Here is a 23,558-nt window from a genome sequence, read left to right on the forward strand (position 1 = left end):
CAATGCGAACGCAGGAAACCGGTAATGAGGCGAGCTGACCAACAGACGCAACCACGCACGCTTGCGATTGGGGCTTGACTTTGGGTGCGAGGTGCTAGCCTTTTCGGATCGGGCGGGTGCGAAGCATCCGACCTTTTCCGCCCGACACAGCGCCTCGCAAGGGCCCCGAAGTCAAGCCCCAATCGCAATCGTCGCGAAGCGGCGATGAAATGACCCGGCTCGTCATACGACCCACGCAACCACCACCGCAAGACGACCGCACCAGCAAAAGGCGCCTTGACCGGACGCGACCTTGTTGGCGGCACGCTTGCGGTTCTTCGGTGCATACAGCCCATCAGGCCACCATCCGCTGCCGCACACCCACCCGCTCCGCTTGAACGCCCAGGACCGCACCAAGAGGTTCATCAACGCTTGATCGATACGACACCCCTGCCCGGTTGTGAAGGATTCTCACGTCCTTCACCATCGGGCCCCATGCGCCTGATCACGCTCGCCGCCGCCGTCGCGCTCACGATCCCGGCCGCACCGGCGGTCGCCGCCCCGGCTGCCCCTGCCGCCCCGAAGATCGCCACCTACAACGTCTTCATGTTGTCGCGGAACCTCTACCCGAACTGGGGGCAGGTGGCGCGGGCCGACCTGATCGACAGCACCGGTGTGCTGAACGGCCAGGACGTGGTCGTGCTGCAGGAGGCATTCGACAACACCGCCTCCGACCGGCTGCTCGCCAACCTCCGCGACACCTACCCGCACCAGACGCCGGTCCTCGGGCGCAGCACTGCCGGGTGGGACGTCACGAGCGGCGCCTACCGCGACTCGACTCCCGAGGACGGTGGGGTCGCGGTGCTGAGCCGGTGGCCGATCACCACGCGGGTTCAGCACGTCTACCGGGACGCGTGTGGTGCGGACTGGTTCTCCAACAAGGGTTTCGCCTACGTGCGCATCGAGGCGCCGTCCGGGCCGTTGCACGTGATCGGCACGCACATGCAGGCCGAGGACTCCTCCTGCACCAGCGCGCCGTCGGGGTACCGCGCCAAGCAGCGCGCCGAGATCAAGGCGTTCCTGACTGCGCGGAACATTCCCGCTTCCGAACCCGTCTACGTGGCCGGTGACATGAACGTCGTCAAGGCCAGTGACGAGTTTCCGCGGATGGTCGCCGACCTGGGCGCGGCGACGCCCGAGATCGGCGGGCACCCGTTCTCGTGGGACTGCGCGGACAACAGCGTGTGCCGCGACCAGTACGGGCCGGAGTACGCGTCCGAGCACCTCGACTACGTGCTCAGCATTCAAGGACCGGTGCTGCGCAACGAGACGCGGCGGGTGAAGAGTCCTGAGTGGTCGATCTGGTCGTGGGGGCGCAAGTACACCTACACGGACTTCTCCGACCACTACCCCGTGTTCGCTAGCTGAGCGCGGCCACCAGCCTCTTCGCCTGCACCACCGCCTTGCTGGAACCCTTGCGCGCCGCGACTTCCGCGAGTCCGTCGACGTCACCGCCCGGTTTGAGCTGCTGGGCCAGTTCGACGGCGAGCTCGATCACGTCCGCGACCCGGTTGTGCGTCCACAGTTTCGGCAGGAGTGCCACCAGGGCGTCCCAGATCTCCTTCAGCGCACCTGACCTGGCGGCGTCGCGCAGGCCTGGCACGACCCGGTTCAGCGCGAGCTCGCCGCGGTGCACCAGCAGGCCGATCATCTCGCCCAGCGGCTTGCCTTCGAGCTGGGAGCGAGAGGCCAGGATCAGCAGGGCGTCGACGGCGTGGGCGCGGTTGACCGTGACCTCGGCACCGAGTCCGTACGCGAGTGCCAGGTCCATGCCGATGCCGAGCGGGCCGTCGGCTTCGGCGAGCATCGGCAGCAACGGGCCGTCGCTGCCTCCCTTCGAGTAGAGCCGGTTCGCGAAGTGCGGCACGAGGCGTGCGGCCACGGCGTCGCGTTGCGCCGGCAGGACGGCCGGCCACCACTCGATCAACGGGCCCCAGTCGCCGTACCCGTACCAGTGCTGCTCCGGAGCGGGCAGGCCCGGCGTGACGGTGGCGAACAACCGTTTTTCGGTCACCGCCGGCCGGTAGTAGCCGTAGTCGGCCGTGGTGCGGATCTTCTCGGCCAGCGCGACGACCGGATCGGTCCGGTCGGCGAGCCACTGACGGAGCAGCCGTCCCGTGTTGCCGGGCAACGACGCGAAAGCCTCGGGTGCGACGTCGCGAGGAAGGCGCTGGTAGGCCTGTTCGAGGTCGCGCGGCCACGGTTCCCAGCCCTCCGCGTCGGCCTTGGCCAGCCGTTCCAGCAACGTGTCGGCGTCGAGCAGGCCGGACGCCTCGGTCGGGGGCGAGACCAGGGCCGGGCGCGGCGAGTGCACCAGGCCGTTCCTGATCTCGCGCAGCCGCAGGGCGAGCCGGTCGCTGATCGAACCCGGCTGTGTCCGCTTGAGCTGCGTCAGCCACTTGCGAGTGGATTCCAGCACCGACGCGATGGACCCCGACCACGTCGCCGGTTCGGCCACGGCGGCGATGATCGCGATCAGCTCGGACCAGGGGTCGCTCTTCGAGTGCTCGGAGTAGTAGGAGTTGCGGTTCTGGATCCACGGGTGCTTGTCGTAGATCGGCCCGAACGCCTTCGCGACCGCATCCCTGTCCTGCCAGGCGAACCGGACCACGGCCTCGATGATCCGTTCCGCGGTGACCGCGTCGACGTGCCCGGCGTTGCGGCCGAACAGTGCCCGCACCTCGCCGGTCAGCTCGTCGAGCGTGGCGATCGGTTCGGGCCACGGACGGGGCGTGAACGGGGCCAGCGCGACGGCTTCCTCCACGAGCGCCTCGCCACCGAGCTGCGCCGCGAGGTCCGCCGGCAGCTGCTCGGCCAACGCCAGCAGGTCGGCCCGAGTGTCCGCGCTGATCTTGGCCAGGTGCTTCGCGACCAGTTTGACCGCCTGGCCGCGCAGGTCGTCCGACTCGTGCGCGAACAGTTCGGCGACGACCAGCACCACCTCGTCCGCACTGGTCTTCGCGTGCTTGCCGAGCCACGTGAGCTGGGCGCGGACGAGCTTCTTCTCAGAGCGCCCGAACACCCACCGGCTCGCGTCGCACAGCAGGTCGAAGTCGAGCCTGCCTGCCTCGTCGAGCGACTTCAGCCGGTCCTGGGCCAGCGTGGCGACGGTCGAGCGAGAGTCCGGCAGCATCGCGACGTAGTCCCGCGCGTGCTCCGCCCTCTCGTCCTGCGTGACCTCCAGAACCTCGTGCAGGGCCAGGAAACCCTCCATCTCCTTGGCACTGCCGCCCTGCTGGAGCCGGGCGAGGCAGCCGTCGAGGAGGACCTGCCGGTCCGCCCTGTCGCGCAGCAACGTTCCCCACTGCCGGGTGTTCGCGATGATCGCTCCGGCGCCGACCACCTCGAGCATGCGCGGGAACAACACCTCGTAGCCCGCCGGGAAGTCCACGTGGCCGCCGCGGCCCATGAAGTGCAGCAGGAACCCGTCGTTGTCCGGCGGGTTCTCGCCGCAGAACGCCAGGACGATCCTCAGCAGGTCGTGCCGCGTGGTGTTGCGCGTCGGCATCTTGGCCGCGAGCCTGGCCGCCAGGTCGGGCAGCCACTTCTCGTCGCGGTCGCGGAGCAGACCGATCACCACGCCGATCCCGTCGTGCGGGGACCTCTGGTGGTGCCAGATCTGGTACCTGATCAGCCACGGCGCGAGCGCCGACGGGGTCTGGAGCAACCCGGCGCCCGCGATGGCGAGCGTCTCCCGGTGGTGCCAGCTCCGTTCACCCGCCCGGTGCTGCTTCTCGTACGCGACGAGCTGCGCCGCGAGCTCCTTGCGGTCGCTGACGTTCGTGAGCGCCGCCCCGAGAGGGACCGGCTCATCGGCCTCGATCAGCGCACGGATCTCGTCGAACGTCATGCCTTGCTCCTGACCATGTCCGCCGCCAGCACGTGCTTGCACTTGCCGCGTCCGCCCCGGTACTCCGCCCACCACTGACACGTGCAGGCGTCACCGTTCACCCGGTAGTCGCCGATCACCGCGGTGTCACCGTCCCAGCTGACCGCGTTCTGCTCGACGAGCGCCTTCGCGTTGCGCAGCCTGGGGTTCATCGCCTGCACGTCCGCGCCTTCGTACGGCAGCTCGCGGTGGAAGTACGACGCTTCCGCGAGGTCGTAGCCCACGCGTCCGGCCGTGCCGAGCTGCGCCAACGCGTCCTTGACCCGGCCGGCGGTGAGCCCCGAACGTTCGGCGAGGTCCGCGATGTCCACGCGGGGTTCGAAGTCGAGCAGTGCGCCGATCAGTTCGGCGTCGGTGTCGGCGTCCCCGGCGGCCAGGCCGTCGAGGACCGCGCCCTCACCGGACAGGCCCCGGTTGACCTCCGGGGAGAGCACGAGCGTCAGCCGTTGCGCGCCGAGGTCGACCTCCCAGCCGCTCGCGACCGGTTTGCCGTCGGCGGGCGGGCCGTACAACCTCACCGCCTTCGCGAAGCGCAGCAACGGGATGAGCGTTTCGAGGCGGTTCGGCCCGGCCAGGCACACGGCGTTGGCGGACGCGGTTCCGCTGAGCCGCAACGACTTCCCGGACGGCACCGCCCACACCGCGGCTCGGCCTTTGGGGAGCGTGCGCAGGAACCGGGTGGCGTCGGCAGGACTCAGCTCGGCCTTCAGGTCGAAGCGCGAGGTGAGCACCTGGGTTTCGGCGAAGCCGCGCAGCCAGCGGGGCGGCAGCGGGACCTTCTTCTCGACGACCGCGCCGTCGAGCGTGCCGACCTCGACCTGGTCGGGCCCGACGGTCAGGTGCAGCGGATCGCCTTTGGTCACGCGCGCGAGGGCCCGGCGCAGCGGCTCGTTGACGTCGACGTTCGTGGTGCCGCGGTCGTGCACCTCGCCGTCGAGCGCGCCGCTGAGCACGTCGAGCCGCGCGTACACCCCGCAGCAGCCCGAGAACGACTCGAACCGCAACCGGTCGCCGTTGCAGGTGACGACCGGGTCGCGCAGGCGTTCGGTGGTGGGCTGGAAGTAGCGGGTGCCCGCGATCTTCGCGATGGCGAGCAACGCCGTGGCGGCCTGCTGCGAGTCGGCGAGGAACCCGGTGAAGAAGCGCGGGTTCGGCGCGCGGCCGCCGGAGGTCTGCAGGCCCAGGGCGCGACGCGTCTCGTCCAGCCGGGAGTCGGCGACGTAGGCGTACGAGTGCATCGCGCCACTCTAGGGAACAGATGTTCGATCGTGGGGCGGAACGATCAAACGTACCGGCGCAACAGGTCCTCCTCCGTCTCCCGCCGCACGATCGGCCGCGCCACGCCGTCGCGCACCGCGACGACCGGCGGTCGGCAGACCTGGTTGTAGTTCGACGCCAGCGCGTGGTGGTACGCACCCGTCACCGGCACCGCGAGCAGGTCGCCCGCGTGCACGTCGGCGGGCAGCGGCACGTCCTCGGCCAGCACGTCACCGGCCTCGCAGTGCCGCCCGACCATGGTCACGGGCTTTCGCGCGCCACCGCGACCGACCAGTCGCACCGCGTACTTCGCCCCGTACAACGCGGGCCGCGGGTTGTCGCTCATGCCGCCGTCGACCGCCACGAAGGTCCGAGCACCGTGCTTGACCGCGCAGACCCGGTACAGCGTGACGCCGGCGTTCGCGACGATCGACCGGCCCGGCTCGATCAGCAGCTTCGGTACCGGCACGCGGTGCAGCGCGCACTCGTAGTTCAGCGTTCCCCGCACCCGTTGCGTGAAGCCGAAGAGGTCGAACGACGACTCGCCGGGCAGGTACGGCGCGCAGAAGCCGCCACCGAGGTCGAGTTGCTCGACGCGCACCCCGCACGACGCGATCAGACCGACCATGCGCCGCACGGTTTCCTCGTAGGACGCGACGTGCCGGACCTGGGAGCCGATGTGGCAGTGCAGCCCGACGAGCCTGAGCGACGGCTGCTCTACGACCCGCAGGATCGCCTCCAGTGCGGCGCCGGAAGCCAGTGAGAAACCGAACTTCTGGTCCTCGACCCCCGTCGTGACGGCCGCGTGGGTGCGCGCGTCCACGCCGGGCGTCACGCGGATCACGACCTCCTGACCGTGCCGGGACAGGGCACCGAGCTGGGCGATCTCGTCGAACGAGTCGACGACGATCCGCGAAACCCCGTGCTGCAGCGCGGCTTTGAGGTCCTCACCGGTCTTCACGTTGCCGTGCATGACGATTCGCCGCGCCGGAAAGCCCGCCGCCCGCGCCAGGGCCAGCTCACCGGCGGAGGACACGTCGAGCGACAGGCCCTCGGAGGCCATCCACCGGTAGACCTCCGGGCAGGGCAACGACTTGCCGGCGAACACCACCTCGGCCTCCGGCAGCGCACGCCGGAAAGCCCTGGCGCGGTGGCGGACCGTCGTCTCGTCCAGCACCTGGCACGGCGTGCCGAACTGGGCCGCGAGCCGCGTGGCGCCGACTCCACCGATGACGAGGTCCGAACCGGAGAGGTGAGTTCCGTCCGGCCAGAGACCCTCTTCCAGCACCGGCTCGGTGGCACATCCGGTGCTGGGCAACAACTCCGCGAGCGTCATGCGTCCAGCACACGCCTGACGGACGCCCGTGCCCAGGTCCCGGACGAGACCCTGACACGGGCACCCCTCACCTTGACGCAATTCTGACTGGCGCCGTTACCCACGTCACTCAGAGCTCCAGCCGGTATCCCATGCCGGGCTCGGTGATGAGGTGACGCGGATGGGCGGCGTCGTCCTCCAGCTTCCGCCGCAGCTGCGCGAAGTACACCCGCAGGTACTGCGACTCGTTGACGTGCATCGGCCCCCACACCTCCTGCAGCAGCTGCTTCTGCGACACGAGACGCCCCGGATTGCGCGCGAGAACCTCCACCAGCCCCCACTCGGTGGGCGTCAGGTGAACTTCGCGGCCATCCCGCCGCACCTTCTTCGCCGCCAGGTCCACGACGAACGACGACGTCTCGACCACGGGATCCCCTGCCTCCCGCGCCACCCCCCGCCGCACGGCCGCGCGCAGCCTGGCCAGGAGCTCGTCCATCCCGAACGGCTTGGTGACGTAGTCGTCGGCGCCCGCGTCCAGGGCCTCGACCTTGGCCGAGGAGTCGGTGCGCGCGGACAACACGATGATCGGGATCGTCGACCAGCCGCGCAGGCCCGCGATCACCTCCACGCCGTCGATGTCAGGCAGGCCGAGGTCCAGCACGACCACGTCCGGTTTGCCTTCGACCGCGACGCCGAGTGCGGATTTGCCGTCGTAGGCCGTCATCACGTCGTAGCCCCGTGCGCTGAGGTTGATCCTCAACGCGCGCACGATCTGCGGTTCGTCGTCGACCACCAGCACGGACGTCATCGAATTGCGCTATCGATGGCACGGTTCAGCGCGGTCACGTTGACGGTGGTCGTGAACGTGACCGAGGTGTTGGCAGCGACCAGTTCGCGCACCTTCTCCGTGGTGAGCCCGGACGCGCGGGCCACGCGGGGCACCTGCAACGCCGCGTAGTCCGGGCTGATGTCCGGGTCCAGACCGGACGCCGACGCGGTCACCGCGTCCTGCGGCACGTCGATCTCCGGCACGCCCTCGCGTTGTGCCACGGCGGTGCGGCGCTCGGCGACGACCTTGTCGTAGTCGAGGTTCAGCTCGCTCTTGTTCGAGCCGCCGGACGCGGGCAGCGTCGCCGCGGACGGACGTGGCTGGAAGTACTGGTCGCCCTCGCGGACGACGGCCACCAGCGTCGTGTCCTGCGCCTCGGCGTTGGCGCGCAGGCCCGGCAGGCGGGACACGCCCCACACCGTCAGCGGGTAGAGCACGCCGAGGAGCACGGTGAGCGCGAGCAGGATCCGCAGACCCGCCCACGACTGCTTCAGAAAGTTGTCCATGTCAGCCGATCCCCGGGATGAGTCGGACGAGCAGATCGATCAGCCAGATCCCGGCGAACGGCGTCACGACGCCGCCGAGGCCGTAGATCAGCAGGTTGCGCCGCAGCAACGCCGAGGCGCTGGACGGCCGGTAGCGAACGCCCTTCAGAGCCAGCGGGATCAGCGCCACGATGATCACCGCGTTGAAGATCACCGCCGACAGGATCGCGGACCGCGGTGTCGCGAGGTGCATGATGTTCAGCTTGTCGAGCGCCGGGTAGATCGCCGCGAACATCGCGGGCAGGATCGCGAAGTACTTCGCGAGGTCGTTCGCCACGGAGAACGTCGTGAGCGCACCGCGGGTGATCAGCAGCTGCTTGCCGATCTCCACGATCTCGATGAGCTTGGTCGGGTCCGAGTCGAGGTCGACCATGTTGCCGGCCTCCTTCGCGGCCGACGTGCCGGTGTTCATCGCGACGCCGACGTCCGCCTGGGCCAGTGCGGGCGCGTCGTTCGTGCCGTCGCCGGTCATGGCGACCAGCCGGCCGCCTTCCTGTTCCTGGCGGATCAGGGCCATCTTGTCCTCGGGCCTGGCCTCGGCGAGGAAGTCGTCGACGCCTGCCTCCTCCGCGATGGCCTTGGCGGTCAACGGGTTGTCGCCGGTGACCATGACCGTGCGGATGCCCATCGCGCGCAGCTCGGCGAACCGTTCCTTCATGCCGGGCTTCACGACGTCCGACAGCCGGATGACGCCGAGGACCGTGCCGTTCTCCGCGACGACGAGCGGTGTGCCGCCCTGCGCGCTGATGTCGTCCACGACCTCGCGGGCCGTGTCGCTGAGCTGGAACGCGGACGCCGCGCCCTTGCGGATGACGCGGCCGTCGAGGTCGATGCCGGACATGCGGGTCTGCGCGGTGAACGGCACGAACTCGCCGGTCTTCTCGTGGTCGGACGCGGGTTGCCCGCCCGCGAGCTCCAAAATGCTGCGGCCTTCCGGGGTGTCGTCCGCCAGGCTCGCGAGCCGCGCGGCCGCCACCAGCGTCTCGTGGGACGCCGGGCCGAGCGGGATGAACTCGGTCGCGCGCCGGTTTCCCCACGTGATCGTGCCGGTCTTGTCGAGCAGCAACGTGTCGATGTCGCCGGCGGCCTCGACGGCCTTGCCGGAGGTCGCGAGCACGTTGCGCTGCACCAGCCTGTCCATGCCCGCGATGCCGATGGCGGACAGCAGCGCGCCGATCGTGGTCGGGATCAGGCAGACCAGCAGCGCGGTCAGCACGACGACCGACTGCTCGCCGCCGGAGTAGATCGCGAACGGCTGCAACGCCACGACCGCGAGCACGAAGATGATCGTCAACGTGGACAGCAGGATCGTCAGCGCGATCTCGTTCGGCGTCTTCTGCCGTTCCGCGCCTTCGACCAACGCGATCATCCGGTCCACGAAGGACTCACCCGGCTTGGTCGTGATCCGCACGACGATCCGGTCGGACAGCACGGTCGTGCCGCCGGTGACCGCGCACCGGTCACCTCCGGACTCGCGGATCACGGGTGCGGACTCGCCGGTGATCGCGGACTCGTCGACGGTCGCGATGCCCTCGACGACGTCACCGTCACCGGGGATCACCTCCCCCGCCTCCACCACGACCAGGTCGCCGACCTTCAGCTCGGTGCCCGCGACGACGTCACCGTTGATCATCCTCGCGACGGCGTCCTTCTTGGTCCTGCGCAACGAGTCCGCCTGCGCCTTGCCGCGTCCTTCCGCGACGGCCTCCGCGAGGTTCGCGAAGAGCACGGTGAACCACAGCCACAGCGCCACGGCGACGGTGAACACGCTCGGGTCTGTCGCCGCGAACACGGTGACCAGCACCGAGCCGACCCAGACGACGAACATGACCGGGCTGCGGAGCTGGTGGCGCGGGTGGAGCTTCCGCACCGCGTCCGGAACGGCGGCGGCGATGCCGGGTTTGGTGGTCACAGCAGTGCCTCCGCGATGGGACCGAGAGCGAGAGCGGGAACGAAGGTCAGCGCGGCGACCAGCACGATGCTGCCGCCCAGCAGGGTGGCGAACAGCGGCCCGGTCGTGGGCAGCGTGCCCGCCGTCACCGGCACCTTCTTCTGCGCCGCGAGGGAACCCGCCAGCGCGAGCACCGCGATGATCGGGACGAACCGGCCGAACAGCATGCACAGCCCCAGTGACGACTGGAACCAGTCGCTGGTCACCGTGATGCCGCCGAACGCGCTGCCGTTGTTGTTCGACGCCGACGCGTACGCGTAGAGGATCTCCGACAGACCGTGCGCCCCAGGATTGTTCAACGCACCCGGTGTGCTCGGCAGGATCGCCGCGATGCCCGCGCCGATCAGCAACACCGCCGGCATCGCGAGGATCGACACCGCGGCGGCCGTCACCTCCTTGCGCCCCAGCTTCTTGCCCAGGTACTCGGGCGTGCGGCCGACCATCAGGCCCGCCAGGAACATCGCGATGATCGCCATCACCAGGATGCTGTAGAGGCCCGTGCCGACACCGCCGGGCGTCATCTCGCCGAACAGCATGTTCAGCAACGTTCCGCCGCCGCCGAGCCCGGTGTAGCTGTCGTGCCAGGAGTTCACCGCCCCCGTCGACGTGCCGGTGGTGGAGTTCGCGAAGAGCGCGCTGCCCGCGATGCCGAACCGCAGCTCCTTGCCCTCCAACGGCCTCAGGCCCGCGGCTTCGGCACCCCAGATCACCGCCAGCATCGCGGCCCAGATCGTTCCCATGACACCGAGGAGGACGTAACCCTGCTTCCGCTCGCCCACGAGCTGCCCGAACGTGCGGGTCAGCGCGACCGGGACCACCAGCAGCAGGAAGATCTCGAACAGGTTCGACCACTCGTTGGGGTTCTCGAACGGGTGCGCCGAGTTCGCGTTCAGCACACCGCCGCCGTTGGTGCCGAGCTCCTTGATGGCCTCCTGGCTGGCGACCGGGGCGTTCGCGACGACCTGGCCGTCGACGTCCACACCGGACTTGAGCGACATCGTGACGCCCATGACGATCAGCACGAGGGCCGCGACGAACGCGATCGGCAGCAGGATCCGGACGGTGCCGCGGGTGAGGTCGACCCAGAAGTTGCCGAGCCTGTCGGTCTGGTAGCGGACGAACCCGCGGACCAGCGCGATCGCCACCGCCAGTCCCACCGCCGCCGACACGAAGTTCTGCACGGTCAGCCCGAGCATCTGGACGGTGTGGCCCATCACGGTTTCCGGCACGTACGACTGCCAGTTCGTGTTGGTGACGAAGCTGACGGCGGTGTTGAACGCCATGCCGGGCCCGACGTCACCGCGGCCGAAGTCGAAGGGCAGCAACGACTGCACGCGCTGGATCACGTACAGGAACACGATTCCGGCGAACGAGAAGCCCAGCACGCCGAACGCGTAGGTGCTCCACTTCTGCTCGGCGTCCGGGTCGATCCGCGCGAACCGGTAGATCGCGCGTTCCAGCTTCGAGTGGCTCCTGGCCGTGAAGACCCGGGCCATGTAGTCGCCGAGAGGGCGGTACGCGACCGCGAGGGCCGCGACGAGAACGCCGACCTGAACCAGGCCGGCCACGAGAGGTGACATCAGAACTTCTCCGGCCTGACGAGCGCGACGAACAGGTAGACGATCAGCAGCAGCGCGATCACGCCCGCGACGGCGTTCGCGACGACACCCGTGCCGCTCACAACTTCTCCAGTCCGCGCACCGTCAGGCCCAGCACGACGAAACACCCGATCAGCAGCAACGCGTAGGCCAGGTCGGCCATACGCCGCTCCCTTCAACGACAAGGCTTCTTGTTGACGCTCGGAAGCGTGCATCAGGAAACCCCTGACCAGGCGATGCCTGACAACGTCCTTACGGCGTCAGGCCCGGCGTTTACGCGTTCTTGAGGCCGGGGAGACGTGGGTCTCATCCGATGGGGCCAGCGCGGGTGACGGTGTGTGAGATCGTCGATCGATGACGGTGCTGAACGAGGTCGCCGCGCTGCTCCCCGCCCAGGGACTGGTCGCGGTCGACGGAGTGGACGGCGCGGGCAAGACGACGTACTGCGACGAACTCGCCGCGGTGTTGCGGGCGCAGGGCCGTGCCGTGGTGCGCGCGTCGGTGGACGACTTCCACCACCCGCGGGCCCGGCGCTGGCAGCGGGGCCGGACGTCGCCGGAGGGGTTCTTCCTGGACAGCTTCGACTACGAGCGGTTCACCGACCACCTGCTCAGACCGTTCGCGGCCGGGCGACCGTTCCGGCGCGCGAGCCACGACCTGGAGACCGACGAGTACGTGGACGCCGAGGCCGAGGTCGCGCCACCGTCCGCGCTCCTGCTGGTGGACGGGATCTTCCTGCACCGCGACGAACTCGTGGACCACTGGGACTTCTCGGTGTTCCTGTCCGTCGACTTCGCGGTGTCGGTGGGGCGCATGGCGTTGCGCGACGGCAGCCCGCCCGACCCGGACGACCCGCGCAACCGCCGGTACGTCGAGGGACAGCGGCTGTACTTCGCTCGGTGCGATCCGGCCCGTCGTGCCGACCTGGTGATCGACCACAACTGAAGTACGGTGTCGGGCGTGACCGAGCCGGCGAAGAAGACCGTCCAACTGCCCCAGTGCCCGCAGTGCGAGTCCGACGACCTGCGGCCCTACGGCAACGGCTCCAAGTGGATCTGCCCGAGCTGCCGGTTCCTGGCGCCGTGCTGCGAACCGGACACCGCCTGCCACTGGTAGTCGGCAACGGTGTGGTCAACACCGTCCCCGAGGTGCGCACCGCGTGATATCCACTCGCACGTGACCGAGCCAGTGCGCCGCGAGGATACGTGGCACCGGACAGCCCGCGACTGCTACCCGGACCCGTACCGGATCATGCGGATCCAGTTCCCGATCGTCGAGGAGCTGCGCGGCACTCCGCGTGAGACGTGGCCGCAGCCAGACTCCTTGCCTACGGCTCTGGGCTACCTGGCCGAGACGTTCGAGGACTGCGGCTGGGACGACCTGGCCCTGCGGGTGCACCAGGAGATCCTCGAACTGCAACGGGGCCGCCCGGAGCAGACGCTGCGGGCGCTGACGGCGATCCGCGGGAACCTCGTGCGGCAGGAGCTCCACGAGGAGGCGATGCGGGCCGCCCACGAGGAGTACGAGTTCGCGAAGCAGCGCGGCAAGCACGAGGTCGCGCACACGGCCAAGTACTGGGTGACCAACGTCCTCGGCAAGCTCGGCCGGCACGAGGAGGCGGCGCGCATCGCCCGCGAGTCGGTGGCGGAACGGCGCGAGTGGCCACCGTCCAAGAAGGACCGCTCGGCGGTCTACCAGCTCGCACACGCCCATGTGGAGTACGCGCACCGCCTCATGAGGATCAGGTCGTACGAGCAGGCCGTCGCCCCGCTGGAGGAAGCCGCGGCCTTCTGGCGTGAACGCGCCTGGGACGACGCCGCGAGTCTCTACACCGTGCTCGACGAGCTCTGCGCTCTTCACCTGCGTCTGGGCAACCTCGACGAGGCCCTGAGGTGCCACACCGAAGGCGTCGCCGCGATCAGGACCCGCGCGGAGCGGCGGGGTGAGCTCGAGTTCCTCGGCCACCTCGGCGGCGTGCTCAACAACCACGGCAACCGGCTGCACGCCCTCGGACTCGACGAGGAGGCGCTCACGGCGGCCCAGGAATCGGTCGAGTGGTACCGGAAGTACGCCGCGAAAGCCCCTGCGCCGACGGGGAAACTGTGGCTGAAGCTGGCGATCGCGCTCACGAGCCTCGGCAGCCGGCTGGACGACGTGGGCAGGTTCGACGAGGCACTCGACGCCAACGACGAGTCCATCGCTCTCATCACCGAGCGCGTGGACGGCGCCGACGGGCAGGCGGAGCTGGCACGGGCGTGGACGAACCGGGCCAGCGCCCTGATCGCCCTCAGTTCCTTCACCGAAGCCGGTGAGGCTGCGGCGAAAGGTCTGGAGCTCTACCATGCGGCGGACGGCAAAGCCATGGCGCGCAACACCTTCGCCCTGGCTTCCGCACACGCGGGCAACCACGACGTGGCACTGGAGGCGTCACTGCGGTCGGTCGCCGAGTACCGGGAGTGGAGCGCGGACGACGCTCACGAGTACGGCGGCCTGCTGGCCGACGCGCTCACCGACCACGCCCTGATCCGCCTTCTGCGCTCCGAACGCGCCGAGGCCGAGGCCGCCATCACGGAGTCCATCGCCCTGCACGAAACGCTCGTCGCCGCCAATCCTGGCCGCTACCAACGTGAACTCGACCGCGCGCGTGCGGTCGCCGCCCGGATCTGAGAACGCGAAAGGGCACCGCCCGAAAGCGGTGCCCCGTCGTCACGTCAGATCACTTGCCGCTGCGGTACGCCGTCCAGGCGCTCTGCATGCGGCTGTTCTGGCCGTTGGTGAACTGGTTGTAGCAGGAGTCGTACGAGTAGTCCATGTAGTTGTGGATCGGGTCGAGCCCCGCCAGACGGCAGGAGTCGCGGCCTTCCGGGCACCCCGAGGTGGAGCTCTTCTGCGCCGGGGTGTCGGCGACCTCGTCGTTGGTCGCGGTGCAGCCGCCCTGGAAGGTGTGCCAGAGGCCCATCCAGTGACCGGTCTCGTGCGTGAGCGTCTTGCCCAGGTTGAAGTTCGTCGCCGAACCGCCCGGAACGCTCGTGTACTTGATGACCACGCCGTCCATCTTCGGGTCACCGGCGTACCAGTTCGGGAACGTCGCGAACCCGAGGTTGCTGGTGTCGGTCGACCACACGTTGAGCGTCGAGGCCGTGCCCACGCGCGTGGCCGTCTTCATCGCCCGTTCCGTCGACGCGGTGTCCACGCCGGTGAACCAGGTGTTGTTCGACCAGCGCTTGGTCTCCTGCAGGACGAACTTGAACCCGGTGTTGGCGGCCGTTCCCGGAAGCTCGGAACCGGCGAAACCCTGGTTCAGGACCTCGATCTGCTTGGCGATGGTGGCGTCGGAAACCGCTCCGACCCCGCCCGTGCCGGTGACGACGTGGAACACGACCGGGATCGTGCCGCCCACCGCCGCCGCGGAGAGATCGGTGCGGTTGAGCGCCTTCTCCGCGATCTTCTTGCGCAGGTCGGCGTTCATCCGAGCCGCCTCGGCGTCGCTGACCTCGTTGCGCTCCTGGCCGTGGCTGCCGGGCAGCGCACGGGCCGTGGCGTGCTCGTCCGCGCACATGACCGAGTCACCGGACGCGGTCGCGGCCGGAGAGCCGCCGAGCAGGGTGATCGCGCCCGCTGCGAGCAGACCGGCCGCGAGGGCCGAGTGGGCGCGCTTTTTCGTTTGGAACATTGAACTTTCCTCCATGCAGGGTGGAGGAATAGTGACTCACGCATGGGTCCTTTGTGGATCTTGACGTTTTCACAGAATACGAACGTCGTAGGCCGGAAGGCCGCTCCACCACCGTGCGTAACGCTTGTAGACCTGCGGTTCGCGGTCGCCGAGGAGCTTGCGGAGCTCGGCCGCCTCCTGCGCCAGACCGGCCCAGTCGTCGTCGCCCAACGCGTGGAAAGCGGTTGCCTCAACGCTTCCGTCCTCGGCCGGGCGCCAGACCCCGGCCACGTGACCGTCGACGAGCAGCGTCGGCAGGGTGTCGCCGTTGTTGCGGATGACTACTTTGCGGTACTGCTCGGGGATGATCCGGCTGCGGTCCGCGTAGGCGAGCAACGTGCTGTCCCACATGGCCATCAGCCGTGGCGGCGCCGGGGTGTCTTCGTCCGGGATTGTCCGATTTGGAACGTCGTAGTGCTCGCCGGTCTGCACCACGTCGACCAGCTCCAGCGCCTCCCTGATCGCACCGCGCGGCAGCATGGTGAACTGGTTCAGGTCGAGCACGGTCGCGGGCCCGAACCCCGTCAGGTAGCGGCGCAGCAGTTCGGCCAGGCACTCCAACCGTTCCCGCGGCTCGGTCGCAACGGACTGGTAGGCCGGTCGCAGCCCGAACGACCACGGCCCGCCCGTCGGCGCGTGCACGAGCCCGGCGTAGGTGCGCAGCGCCCACCACACACCGGGCTGCCCGACGTCGCCGACGTGCGAGTGCAGCAGTTCCTCGACCTCCGCCTTCTGGCGGGGTGTCCGCGCGAACTCCAGCAGGTGCTCCAGCAGCGCGTCGGCTTGCTCGACCGTGATGTCCATGCCCTTGAACCGCTTGTCGTACAGCCGGGAGGCGCGCAACGCGGGCAGCATCGCGTGGTGGAACACCTCCCGGTCGGCCGCCGTGACGGCGTGCAGGGTGAGCCGCATCAGCGACGCCTTGCGGACCACCCCGCTCGTGAACGCCTCGTCCAGGTCCGCGGGGTCGAAGCCCTCGATCCGGTTCCACAGCGCGATGTACGGTGACGCCGGCTCCTGCGCCTGGATCGCCACGATCCTGTCCACGGCGGTCACGACGTCGACCGGTTCACGCCGCAGCAGCATCTGCCGGTCGAGCGTGGCGCGGTTGAGCTGACGTGCCGTGAAGGTCATGCCCGCGATCCTGGCTCACCGCAGCTTCGACGGCCACCAGATTCGCCCGCCGATGTCCACCGACAGCGCCGGGACGAGCAACGACCGCACCAGCAACGTGTCGAGCAGGACACCGAACGCCACGATGAACGCGATCTGCGTGAGGAACAGGATCGGCAGCACGGCGAGCGCGGCGAACGTCGCCGCCAGCACCACACCGGCCGACGTGATCACACCACCGGTCAGACTGAGACCGCGCAGGGTCCCCTCGACCGTGCCGAGTCGCTGAGTCTCCTCGCGGACCCTGGTCATCAGGAAGATGTTGTAGTCGATACCCAGTGCCACCAGGAACACGAACCCGAACAGCGGCACCACCGGGTCCGAGCCGGGGAAGTCGAAGACGTGGTTGAACACCAGCGCCGAGACGCCCATCGTGGCCGCGAACGACAACACGACCGTCGCGATCAGCAGCAACGGCGCGAGCAACGACCGCAGCAGCAGCGCCAGCACCAGGAAGATCACGACCAGCACGATCGGGATGATCAGCAACCGGTCGTGCTCGGACGTCGTCCTGGTGTCGAGCAACGTCGCCGTCTGCCCGCCGACCTTGGTGTCGTCGATCCCGTGCACCGCCGCACGAATGCGCTCGACCGTCGCGACCGCCGCATCGGAGTCCGGCGCGTCCTTCAGCGTGGCCTCGATCCGGACCAGGCCGTCCGCCGTGCCGCTGGGCCTGACGTCGGCCACGCCGTCCACCTTGGACTTCGCCAGCACCTCGGCGGTCCTGCCCTCGGGCGCGATGATCACGGTCGGCGAGCCGGTGCCGCCGGGGAAGTGCCTCGACAGGACCTCCTGTCCCGCAACGGACTCGACCTCGGTCAGGAACACGTCGGACTGGGCGGTGCCGGACGCCTTGAGCTGCGGCAGGAACGCGGCGCCCGCGAGCAGCACCAGCGCCGTGACGATCCAGATCGCCCGCGGCCTGCGGCGCACCAGCCCGGCCACGCGTCCCCAGAGCCCGGTCGTCTCCGGGTGCGGTGAGCCGAGCTTCGGCGAGAACGGCCAGAACGCGCCGCGCCCGATCAGCGCGAGCGTCGCGGGCAGGAACGTCATCGTGGTCAGCAACGCCGCGCCGATGCCGATGGCCGCGACGGGCCCGAGCCCCTTGTTGGAGTCGAGGTCGCTGAACAGCAGGCACAGCACGCCGAGGATGACCGTGCCGGCCGATGCCGCGATGGGCTCAATGGTGCCGCGCCAGGCCGTGCGGATCGCCGTGTACTTGTCCTCGGTGTCACGCAGTTCCTCGCGGAACCTCGACACGAGCAACAACGCGTAGTCCGTCGCCGCGCCGAACACGAGGATCGAGAGAATGCCCTGGCTTTGGCCGTTGAGCGCCAGCACGTCGTTCTTGGCGAGCAAGTACACGACGAAGCTGGCGAGTCCGAGCGCGAACACCGCCGACACGAGCACGACGACCGGCAGCAGCGGACTGCGGTAGACCACGAGCAGGATCAACGCGACCACCGCGCCCGCGACGATCAGCAGCAACCCGTCGATCCCGCCGAACGCCTCGACGAGGTCGGCGACCTGCGCGGCAGGCCCGGTGACCAGCACCGTCAGCCCTGCCGGAGCGCCACGCGCGCCGTCGCGCAGCTGCACCACCGAGTCGCGGACCTCCTTCGAGGGGTCGAGCAGCACCACGATCTGGGCGGCGTCCTTGTCGTTGGGCGCGGGGATCACCGGCGACGCCTGGAAGCCCTTGCCTCGGTCGGCGAGGAACTTCCTGTCCTCGTCGGTCAGTCCGCCGGACCGTTCGACCACGACGATCGCCGGGATCGCGTTGGTGCGCTGGAACTTCTTCTGCAGCTCCGCGACCTGCGTGGACTCGGCGGAGTTCGGCAGGAACGCGCTGCTGTCGTTCTCCGCCACCTCCGACAGCTTGCCCGCGTACGGCCCGGTGAAGCCACCCAGCGCCAGCCAGACCACGAGCAGGACCCCGGCGAGGACTCGCATCAGACATTCCTTCGATCGTCGAACGTTTCGATGGTCGAAACAGTATGCTGAGACGGTGAGCGAGGCAAGTGACTACGACCTGAGCATGCTCGTGCGCGCGTTGGTCATGGAGTCGAACCGGTTCCTGGAGATCTTCAGCGCGGCGCACGAGCTGCACACCACCGACATGACGGCCCTGAACCTGATCATGACGGCCCGCTCCCCCATGACACCCGGCGCGCTCGCGAAGGCGCTCAACCTCAGCGCCTCCGCGACGACGTCCGTGCTGGACCGGCTGGCCAGAGCCGGTCACGTGGTCCGCGAACGCGACCCCGAAGACCGCCGCCGCGTCGAGCTGCGGGTCCTGTCCGACGCGCAGGCGCTCGCCGCGACGTTCTTCCAGCCGCTGGCGCGCGAGTACTCCCAGGCGTGGGAACGGCTCAGCCCCGCCGACCGCGAGGTCGTGGCGAGCTTCCTGAGCACCACGACCGAGGCGACGGCACGGGTGCGCGACGAGGTGATCGGTCAGCCCACCGGCAAACGGCGTCCGCAGACGAGCAGCAGCAACTCCTGAGCGGGCCGCCGCAGCGGCTCGCCCTCGCCGAACGTCCAGTCGAGGTCCGTCGCCTCCAGCCGCTTGCCGTCGAGGTCTGCGCCGAAGTACTTGACGTGACGCTGACTCACGCCGCCGAGGACGATCCCGAGGCGCTCCGCCGGCACCCTGCGGTCGATGCCGAGCGCGACCGTGATGTCCAGGCCGTGGATGACGTCGTGCGACAGCGCCCCGGCCAGGCCGCCACCCGGTGGCGTCCAGGGGTGGTCGATGTTGGCCTTCAGCGCGCCGAGCAGCTCGTCGGTGGTCAGGTTTTCCGCGTCCTTGCGGGCCATGCGGTTCGAGGCGTGGTTGAACCTGCCGCCCGACTTCAGCATCTCCAGCAGCACTCGCGCGCCCGAGCTGCGGAACGGCAGCGTGGTGTGCGCGATGACGTGCTTCACGGTCCAGCCCTCGCACAGGCTGGGCGCGTCCCACTGCTCCTCGGTGAGGCCGCTCAGGAGTTCTGCCTGGTCACGCCGTTCCGCCGCCACCGCGGCCATGATGTCTTCGGTCATGCCCTACGTACGGAACGGCGCGGCGAAACTCATCGGTCCGGCCCGAGCGGTTCGAGCTTGGCCGGCACGTGCTTGTGCCAGGGCGTCCCCGCCCACTCGTCGCGGTCCTCGGCGGCGGTCAGCTCGTTCGGCGCGACGCCCGTGCGTTCCCCGACCGTGAGCCCGAGGCCGTTGGGAAGTGAGATGTGGCCTGGGCGCATGGTGTCCGTGGTGTCCACAGAGACCTCCGCGCTGCCGCGCCGGGTCGTGAGCCTGACCTTGTCGCCGGTCGTGACCCCCAGCCGCGTCGCGTCGGTGACGCTCATGCGCAGGCGGCCGTCCGGGTCGCGCCGCCGCCAGCTGGGATCGCGCATGATCGTGTTGGCCGTGAACGCGCGCCGCTCTCCCGCCGACAGCACGAACGGCCAGTCCAGGTCCTGCGCCGGAACCGGCCTGTCCCGCAGTGCGGCGACCGCGGCCAGCAGTTCCGGCACGTCCAGGTTGATCCGGGTCCTGGGAAGGCGCTGCCACGACGCGTCGTACTCGTCGTCGGTGATGTGCACGCCGTGCGGGCCGTTGACGATCGCCTCGAAGAGCCGTTCGCCCGCGATGATCCCGGAGCCGTAGCCCGCCTTCTCGACGCCGGCAGGGTTCTTGCGGGCGCACTCGTGCGCGGCCATCCACAGCACGGCGGCCGCTGACGCGTCGTGCGGCAGCGTCGGCCCGAGGGTGCGGTACAGCAGCACGGACGCGAACCGCCGTTTCGCCGGATCCGCGAGCACCGCGAGGAACGCCTGGGCGAACTCGGCGCGTCCCGCCGCCGCGGCCGCACGCAACGGCGCGTAGTCGTCCTCGGTGAGCGCACCCGACGCCTCGACGAGCCGGGCGTGGATCTCCGGTTCTGCCAGCACGCCGTCCGGTGCGGCCACGACGGGGTGCCGCAGGTGGAAGATGTTGCGCGGGAAGTCGAAGTTGAAGAACGTGGCCTCGAACTTCTCGAACTGCGTCGGCGCGGGCAGCACGTAGTCGGCCAGGCGGGCGGTCTCGGTCATGGCGACGTCGATGACGACCACGAGCTCCAGCGCGGCGAGCGCTTCCCGCATGCGCGCCGAGTCGGCCAGCGAGTGCGCGGGGTTCGCGCTCTCGACCAGCATCGCCCGGTAGCGGGCCGGGTGGTCGGTGAGGATCTCCTCGGCGATCACGTTGCACGGCACGAGACCGCTGATGATCCGCGCGCCCGCGACCGGGCTGCGCGGGCCCTCGCCGTCGGCGTACCCGCGGTCCCGGCCGATCGGCACCAGGCTGGAGGGCACGTACTGCGTTCCCGGCTTGCCGAAGTTGCCGGTGAGCAGCCAGACGAGCTTCTCGACGTAGCTGACGAGCGTGGAGTCGCGGTTCATCTGGACGCCGAGGTCCTCGAAGACCGCCACGGACCCGGCGGCGGCGATCCGGGCGGCGACGGCCCGCACCAGCGTTTCCTCGACGTCGGCGACGGCGCAGTAGTCCGCGACCGGCACCTCGCGCAGGACGGCGGTGACGGCGTCGAGGCCGTCCGCGTGCTCGGCGAGCCAGTCCGCGGCGATCAGGTCCTCCTGCACGAGCACCGCGGCCAGCGCGGTGAGCAGGTAGAGGTCGGTACCCGGCCGGACCTGGAGGTGGAAGTCGGCCAGCTCCGCCGTCTCGGTCCGCACCGGGTCGATCACGATCATCGACCGGGCCGGGTCCTTGGCGATGTCCTTGAGCACCGAGCGGGCCCGCGGGAAGCCGTGCGACTGGTAGGGGTTCTTGCCGACGAACAGCGCGACCTCGCAGTGCTCGAAGTCCGCGCGGGTCATGCTGCCGAGCATGCGGGCGTTCACCCAGAACTCGCCGGTCTTCTCCTGCGCGAGCGCGGACGAGCGGTAGCGGGCACCGAAGGCCGCCAACGTGGCGGGCGAGTAGGCGCCACCGAGGTGGTTGCCCTGGCCGCCGCCACCGTAGTAGAAGATCGTTTCCCCGCCGAAGGTGTCGCGGACCTCGCCCAGCCGTGCCGCGATCTCGCTGATCGCGGTGTCCCAGTCGATCTCCTCGAAGCCGCCGTCGGGCCGCCGCCGCAGCGGGCGGGTGATCCGGCCGGTGTCGCCGTTCTGGTGCAGGTCGAGACGCAGCGCCTTGTTGCAGGTGTAGCCGGCCGACGCGGGGTGGAGCTTGTCGCCGCGGATCTTGTCGAACGACCGGCCGTCGTCACCGACGAGGATCTCGATCCCGCAGTTGCACTCGCAGAGGATGCAGGCGCTGGGTTTCCACATGGGCCAGGCTCCTAGTCTCGTCGCTCCAGCAGGGGCGCGATCTCGGTCAACACGTCGTCCAGCGGGCCCAGGTCGCGGTGCGCGCGGCACAGGATGATCGCGCCCTCGATCGCGGACACGACCAGCGTCGCGAGCCGCTGCGCGCGTGGTGCCGCGAAACCGCTCTCCTCGAACGCCTGGGCCAGGCCTGCCTGCCACTGGGCGAAGATCTCCCGCACCACGTCACCGGCGTCGGGGACGAGGTCGCGGCTGTCCAGCGCCATCGCGGCGACGGGGCAGCCCGCCCGGAAGTCGGTCTTGGTCAGCGCCCGCTTCCAGAAGGCCACGAGCCGGTCCACCATCTGCCGCGCGTCGCCCTCGGCCGACTCGCGGACCATCGTGGCGATGTAGTCCCCCGCCTGGCGGACCGCGCCCAGGACCAGCTCGTTCCGGCCGCCGGGGAAGTGGTGGTACACGGACCCCCGCGGCGCACCGCTGTGCGCCAGCACCGCGTCGACCGTGACACCGGCCGCACCGCGTTCCCGCAGCAGCAGCACGGCGCTGTCCAGCATCCGCTGCTTGGTGCCGCGCCTGCCCTGATCGCTCATGACACCTTCTCCCTGATTCGGGAGTATGGCAGAAACCATAGTCGCTGGTCGAGGGCGGTCCGCGTAGGGTCGATTCGTGATCGAGACGCTGGAGCCGTTCCGAGTCGAACTGACCGGCTACTGCTACCGCATGCTCGGCTCCGGCTTCGAGGCCGAAGACGCCGTGCAGGAAACGCTCGTGCGCGCGTGGAAGGCCTACGACAGCTACGACTCGTCGCGCGCGTCGCTGCGCACCTGGCTGTACCGCATCGCCACGAACATCTGCATCGACATGCAGCGCAGCGCCCAGCGGCGCGCGTTGGCCATCGACCTCGGGCCTTCCGGCGGCGAGATCGGCGCGCCCCTGTCCGAACGCGTCTTCGTGCAGCCCGTACCCGACGCGTTGGTGCTGCCCGAGGACCAGGCGATTCGGCGCGAGACGATCCGGTTGGCGTTCGTGGCCGCGTTGCAGCACCTGCCGGCCCGTCAGCGCGCCGTCCTACTCCTGCGCGACGTGCTGGCCTGGCCGGCGGCCGAGATCGCGACCCTGCTGGACATCTCGGTCGCGTCGGCGAACAGCGCGCTGCAACGGGCGCGCGCGACGTTGCGGACCGTCGACCCCGGCGAGCCCCTGAACCCCGCCGACCCCGTGCAGAAGTCGCTGCTGAGCCGCTACTGCGAGGCGTTCGACCGCCACGACATGCGCACTCTCGTCGCGCTGCTGCACGAGGACGCGACGATGTCGATGCCTCCGTTCAGCTGGTGGCTGCGCGGCCGCGGCCCGATCTCAGCGGTGCTGAACGCCCCGGACTCCCCCTGCGCCGGCGCGTGGCTGGTTCCCGTGCGGGCCAACGCCTCGCCCGCGTACTGGCAGATGCGGCCGGGGATGGACCGCCCGTTCGGGCTGGTGTTCCTCGACGTGCGCGGTGGCCTGGTCACGGGCAGCACGACGTTCCTGAACGTCGACGAGCTGCTGCCGATGTTCGGCGCACCGATTGGTTCCGGACGGCCGGGCCGTATCTCCGTGGACGACTAGGAATCCATCCGGCCCGCGTTGTGACCTCGCCCTCGACCGGGTACGGGCGTGCTGCCAGCAGGTCCTCAGCGCGACCGAGGTGTCGCGGCACCCGGTGGTGGACTCCGTGTTCGTCAAGATGCTCAAGATCGGCGACGTGCTGCCAGCGTCGAGTCGCGCCACGTCCAGCCGGGCACGTCGCCGAGGACTCGGACGGGCCGGCAGCGGCAAGATCTCGAGTTGTCCACAGGCTCGCGATGCGCTGACCTGCGCCTTCACGATTCGCGGTAACCTGTGGACAGCCAGGGAACCGAAAACGCGAATTGTTCGTTCCGCAGTGGAAGGAAGCGCGGGGGGCGG

20 protein-coding genes are annotated in these 23,558 nt (G+C 69.6%); 6 read left to right on the plus strand and 14 right to left on the minus strand.

What is annotated here, in order from left to right:
• Positions 1-474 precede the first annotated feature (474 nt).
• Entirely contained in the window at positions 475-1,407 is a 933-nt protein-coding gene (gene sph / locus AOM45_RS15885; RefSeq protein ID WP_030470609.1) for a sphingomyelin phosphodiesterase, read from the plus strand.
• Here sph and AOM45_RS15890 read toward each other — a convergent pair.
• The 8 genes from AOM45_RS15890 to kdpF form a co-directional block, all read right to left on the minus strand.
• Entirely contained in the window at positions 1,400-3,889 is a 2,490-nt protein-coding gene (locus AOM45_RS15890) for a DUF6493 family protein (protein WP_030470608.1), read from the minus strand. The genes sph and AOM45_RS15890 overlap by 8 nt on opposite strands.
• Positions 3,886-5,166, minus strand: coding sequence for an SWIM zinc finger family protein (locus AOM45_RS15895; protein ID WP_030470607.1), 1,281 nt, complete (start codon positions 5,164-5,166; stop codon positions 3,886-3,888). The genes AOM45_RS15890 and AOM45_RS15895 overlap by 4 nt, the downstream gene beginning before the upstream one ends.
• Positions 5,167-5,210: 44 nt before the next feature.
• Positions 5,211-6,521 carry a diaminopimelate decarboxylase gene (gene lysA, locus AOM45_RS15900; RefSeq protein WP_030470606.1) on the minus strand — a complete coding sequence of 437 codons (1,311 nt, stop codon included), beginning with the start codon at positions 6,519-6,521 and terminating at the stop codon, positions 5,211-5,213.
• A 109-nt stretch (positions 6,522-6,630) separates the two neighbouring features.
• The gene (locus tag AOM45_RS15905; protein WP_030470605.1) at positions 6,631-7,308 is read right to left on the minus strand and encodes a response regulator; all 678 of its coding nucleotides are present in this window, start codon (positions 7,306-7,308) and stop codon (positions 6,631-6,633) included.
• Positions 7,305-7,835, minus strand: coding sequence for a potassium-transporting ATPase subunit C (locus tag AOM45_RS15910; protein WP_030470604.1), 531 nt, complete (start codon positions 7,833-7,835; stop codon positions 7,305-7,307). Before AOM45_RS15910 ends, AOM45_RS15905 begins: the two co-directional genes overlap by 4 nt.
• Before the next feature lies 1 nt (position 7,836).
• A complete protein-coding gene (gene kdpB, locus AOM45_RS15915) occupies positions 7,837-9,786 on the minus strand; it encodes a potassium-transporting ATPase subunit KdpB (RefSeq protein ID WP_051784207.1) in 1,950 nt (649 codons plus the stop codon).
• Positions 9,783-11,405 carry a potassium-transporting ATPase subunit KdpA gene (gene kdpA, locus AOM45_RS15920; RefSeq protein WP_030470602.1) on the minus strand — a complete coding sequence of 541 codons (1,623 nt, stop codon included), beginning with the start codon at positions 11,403-11,405 and terminating at the stop codon, positions 9,783-9,785. Before kdpA ends, kdpB begins: the two co-directional genes overlap by 4 nt.
• The gene (gene kdpF, locus AOM45_RS15925; RefSeq protein WP_030470601.1) at positions 11,405-11,506 is read right to left on the minus strand and encodes a K(+)-transporting ATPase subunit F; all 102 of its coding nucleotides are present in this window, start codon (positions 11,504-11,506) and stop codon (positions 11,405-11,407) included. Before kdpF ends, kdpA begins: the two co-directional genes overlap by 1 nt.
• 271 nt (positions 11,507-11,777) lie before the next feature.
• Here kdpF and AOM45_RS15930 point away from each other — a divergent pair, with 271 nt between their 5' ends.
• The 3 genes from AOM45_RS15930 to AOM45_RS15935 are packed head-to-tail and all read left to right on the plus strand — an operon-like array spanning position 11,778 to position 14,090.
• Entirely contained in the window at positions 11,778-12,368 is a 591-nt protein-coding gene (locus AOM45_RS15930) for a nucleoside/nucleotide kinase family protein (protein WP_030470600.1), read from the plus strand.
• Between the two features lie 15 nt (positions 12,369-12,383).
• On the plus strand, positions 12,384-12,539 hold the full coding sequence (locus tag AOM45_RS50890) for a hypothetical protein (protein ID WP_156094138.1): 156 nt from the start codon (positions 12,384-12,386) through the stop codon (positions 12,537-12,539).
• A gap of 60 nt (positions 12,540-12,599) precedes the next feature.
• Positions 12,600-14,090 (plus strand): tetratricopeptide repeat protein, encoded by a 1,491-nt coding sequence (locus AOM45_RS15935; RefSeq protein WP_030470599.1) that lies wholly within the window; start codon positions 12,600-12,602, stop codon positions 14,088-14,090.
• Positions 14,091-14,139: 49 nt separating this feature from the next.
• Here the strand turns inward: AOM45_RS15935 and AOM45_RS15940 are convergent, their stop codons facing one another.
• From AOM45_RS15940 to AOM45_RS15950, 3 genes are all read right to left on the minus strand, one after another.
• A complete protein-coding gene (locus AOM45_RS15940; RefSeq protein WP_081902450.1) occupies positions 14,140-15,096 on the minus strand; it encodes a zinc metalloprotease in 957 nt (318 codons plus the stop codon).
• A 69-nt stretch (positions 15,097-15,165) separates the two neighbouring features.
• On the minus strand, positions 15,166-16,269 hold the full coding sequence (locus tag AOM45_RS15945) for a winged helix DNA-binding domain-containing protein (protein WP_030470597.1): 1,104 nt from the start codon (positions 16,267-16,269) through the stop codon (positions 15,166-15,168).
• 15 nt (positions 16,270-16,284) lie between these two features.
• Positions 16,285-18,261: an MMPL family transporter gene (locus AOM45_RS15950; RefSeq protein WP_030470596.1), complete on the minus strand. Its 1,977-nt coding sequence runs from the start codon at positions 18,259-18,261 to the stop codon at positions 16,285-16,287.
• A 55-nt stretch (positions 18,262-18,316) separates the two neighbouring features.
• Here AOM45_RS15950 and AOM45_RS15955 point away from each other — a divergent pair, with 55 nt between their 5' ends.
• Positions 18,317-18,814 (plus strand): MarR family winged helix-turn-helix transcriptional regulator, encoded by a 498-nt coding sequence (locus AOM45_RS15955; RefSeq protein WP_236703645.1) that lies wholly within the window; start codon positions 18,317-18,319, stop codon positions 18,812-18,814.
• On the opposite strand, the gene AOM45_RS15960 is transcribed toward AOM45_RS15955, so the two are convergent.
• Genes AOM45_RS15960 through AOM45_RS15970 form a run of 3 tightly spaced genes read right to left on the minus strand, consistent with a single transcriptional unit; the run spans position 18,766 to position 22,204 of the window.
• On the minus strand, positions 18,766-19,350 hold the full coding sequence (locus AOM45_RS15960; protein ID WP_030470594.1) for a maleylpyruvate isomerase family mycothiol-dependent enzyme: 585 nt from the start codon (positions 19,348-19,350) through the stop codon (positions 18,766-18,768). The genes AOM45_RS15955 and AOM45_RS15960 overlap by 49 nt on opposite strands.
• 29 nt (positions 19,351-19,379) lie before the next feature.
• On the minus strand, positions 19,380-21,617 hold the full coding sequence (locus tag AOM45_RS15965) for a molybdopterin-dependent oxidoreductase (RefSeq protein ID WP_030470593.1): 2,238 nt from the start codon (positions 21,615-21,617) through the stop codon (positions 19,380-19,382).
• 11 nt (positions 21,618-21,628) lie between these two features.
• Entirely contained in the window at positions 21,629-22,204 is a 576-nt protein-coding gene (locus AOM45_RS15970; RefSeq protein WP_030470592.1) for a TetR/AcrR family transcriptional regulator, read from the minus strand.
• Between the two features lie 76 nt (positions 22,205-22,280).
• Between AOM45_RS15970 and AOM45_RS15975 the strand changes: the two genes are divergently transcribed.
• Entirely contained in the window at positions 22,281-23,219 is a 939-nt protein-coding gene (locus tag AOM45_RS15975) for an RNA polymerase subunit sigma-70 (protein WP_030470591.1), read from the plus strand.
• Positions 23,220-23,558 lie beyond the last annotated feature (339 nt).

The organism is Lentzea aerocolonigenes, from assembly GCF_000974445.1.
GTDB lineage: Bacteria > Actinomycetota > Actinomycetes > Mycobacteriales > Pseudonocardiaceae > Lentzea > Lentzea aerocolonigenes.

What these genes read in the sequence shown, in the direction of transcription:
- sph (WP_030470609.1), top strand. Translation starts at nt 475, where the DNA reads ATGCGCCTGATCACGCTCGCCGCCGCCGTCGCGCTCACGATCCCGGCC.
- AOM45_RS15890 (WP_030470608.1), bottom strand. Translation starts at nt 3,889, where the DNA reads ATGACGTTCGACGAGATCCGTGCGCTGATCGAGGCCGATGAGCCGGTC.
- AOM45_RS15895 (WP_030470607.1), bottom strand. Translation starts at nt 5,166, where the DNA reads ATGCACTCGTACGCCTACGTCGCCGACTCCCGGCTGGACGAGACGCGT.
- lysA (WP_030470606.1), bottom strand. Translation starts at nt 6,521, where the DNA reads ATGACGCTCGCGGAGTTGTTGCCCAGCACCGGATGTGCCACCGAGCCG.
- AOM45_RS15905 (WP_030470605.1), bottom strand. Translation starts at nt 7,308, where the DNA reads ATGACGTCCGTGCTGGTGGTCGACGACGAACCGCAGATCGTGCGCGCG.
- AOM45_RS15910 (WP_030470604.1), bottom strand. Translation starts at nt 7,835, where the DNA reads ATGGACAACTTTCTGAAGCAGTCGTGGGCGGGTCTGCGGATCCTGCTC.
- kdpA (WP_030470602.1), bottom strand. Translation starts at nt 11,405, where the DNA reads ATGTCACCTCTCGTGGCCGGCCTGGTTCAGGTCGGCGTTCTCGTCGCG.
- AOM45_RS15930 (WP_030470600.1), top strand. Translation starts at nt 11,778, where the DNA reads ATGACGGTGCTGAACGAGGTCGCCGCGCTGCTCCCCGCCCAGGGACTG.
- AOM45_RS15940 (WP_081902450.1), bottom strand. Translation starts at nt 15,096, where the DNA reads ATGTTCCAAACGAAAAAGCGCGCCCACTCGGCCCTCGCGGCCGGTCTG.
- AOM45_RS15945 (WP_030470597.1), bottom strand. Translation starts at nt 16,269, where the DNA reads ATGACCTTCACGGCACGTCAGCTCAACCGCGCCACGCTCGACCGGCAG.
- AOM45_RS15950 (WP_030470596.1), bottom strand. Translation starts at nt 18,261, where the DNA reads ATGCGAGTCCTCGCCGGGGTCCTGCTCGTGGTCTGGCTGGCGCTGGGT.
- AOM45_RS15960 (WP_030470594.1), bottom strand. Translation starts at nt 19,350, where the DNA reads ATGACCGAAGACATCATGGCCGCGGTGGCGGCGGAACGGCGTGACCAG.
- AOM45_RS15965 (WP_030470593.1), bottom strand. Translation starts at nt 21,617, where the DNA reads ATGTGGAAACCCAGCGCCTGCATCCTCTGCGAGTGCAACTGCGGGATC.
- AOM45_RS15970 (WP_030470592.1), bottom strand. Translation starts at nt 22,204, where the DNA reads ATGAGCGATCAGGGCAGGCGCGGCACCAAGCAGCGGATGCTGGACAGC.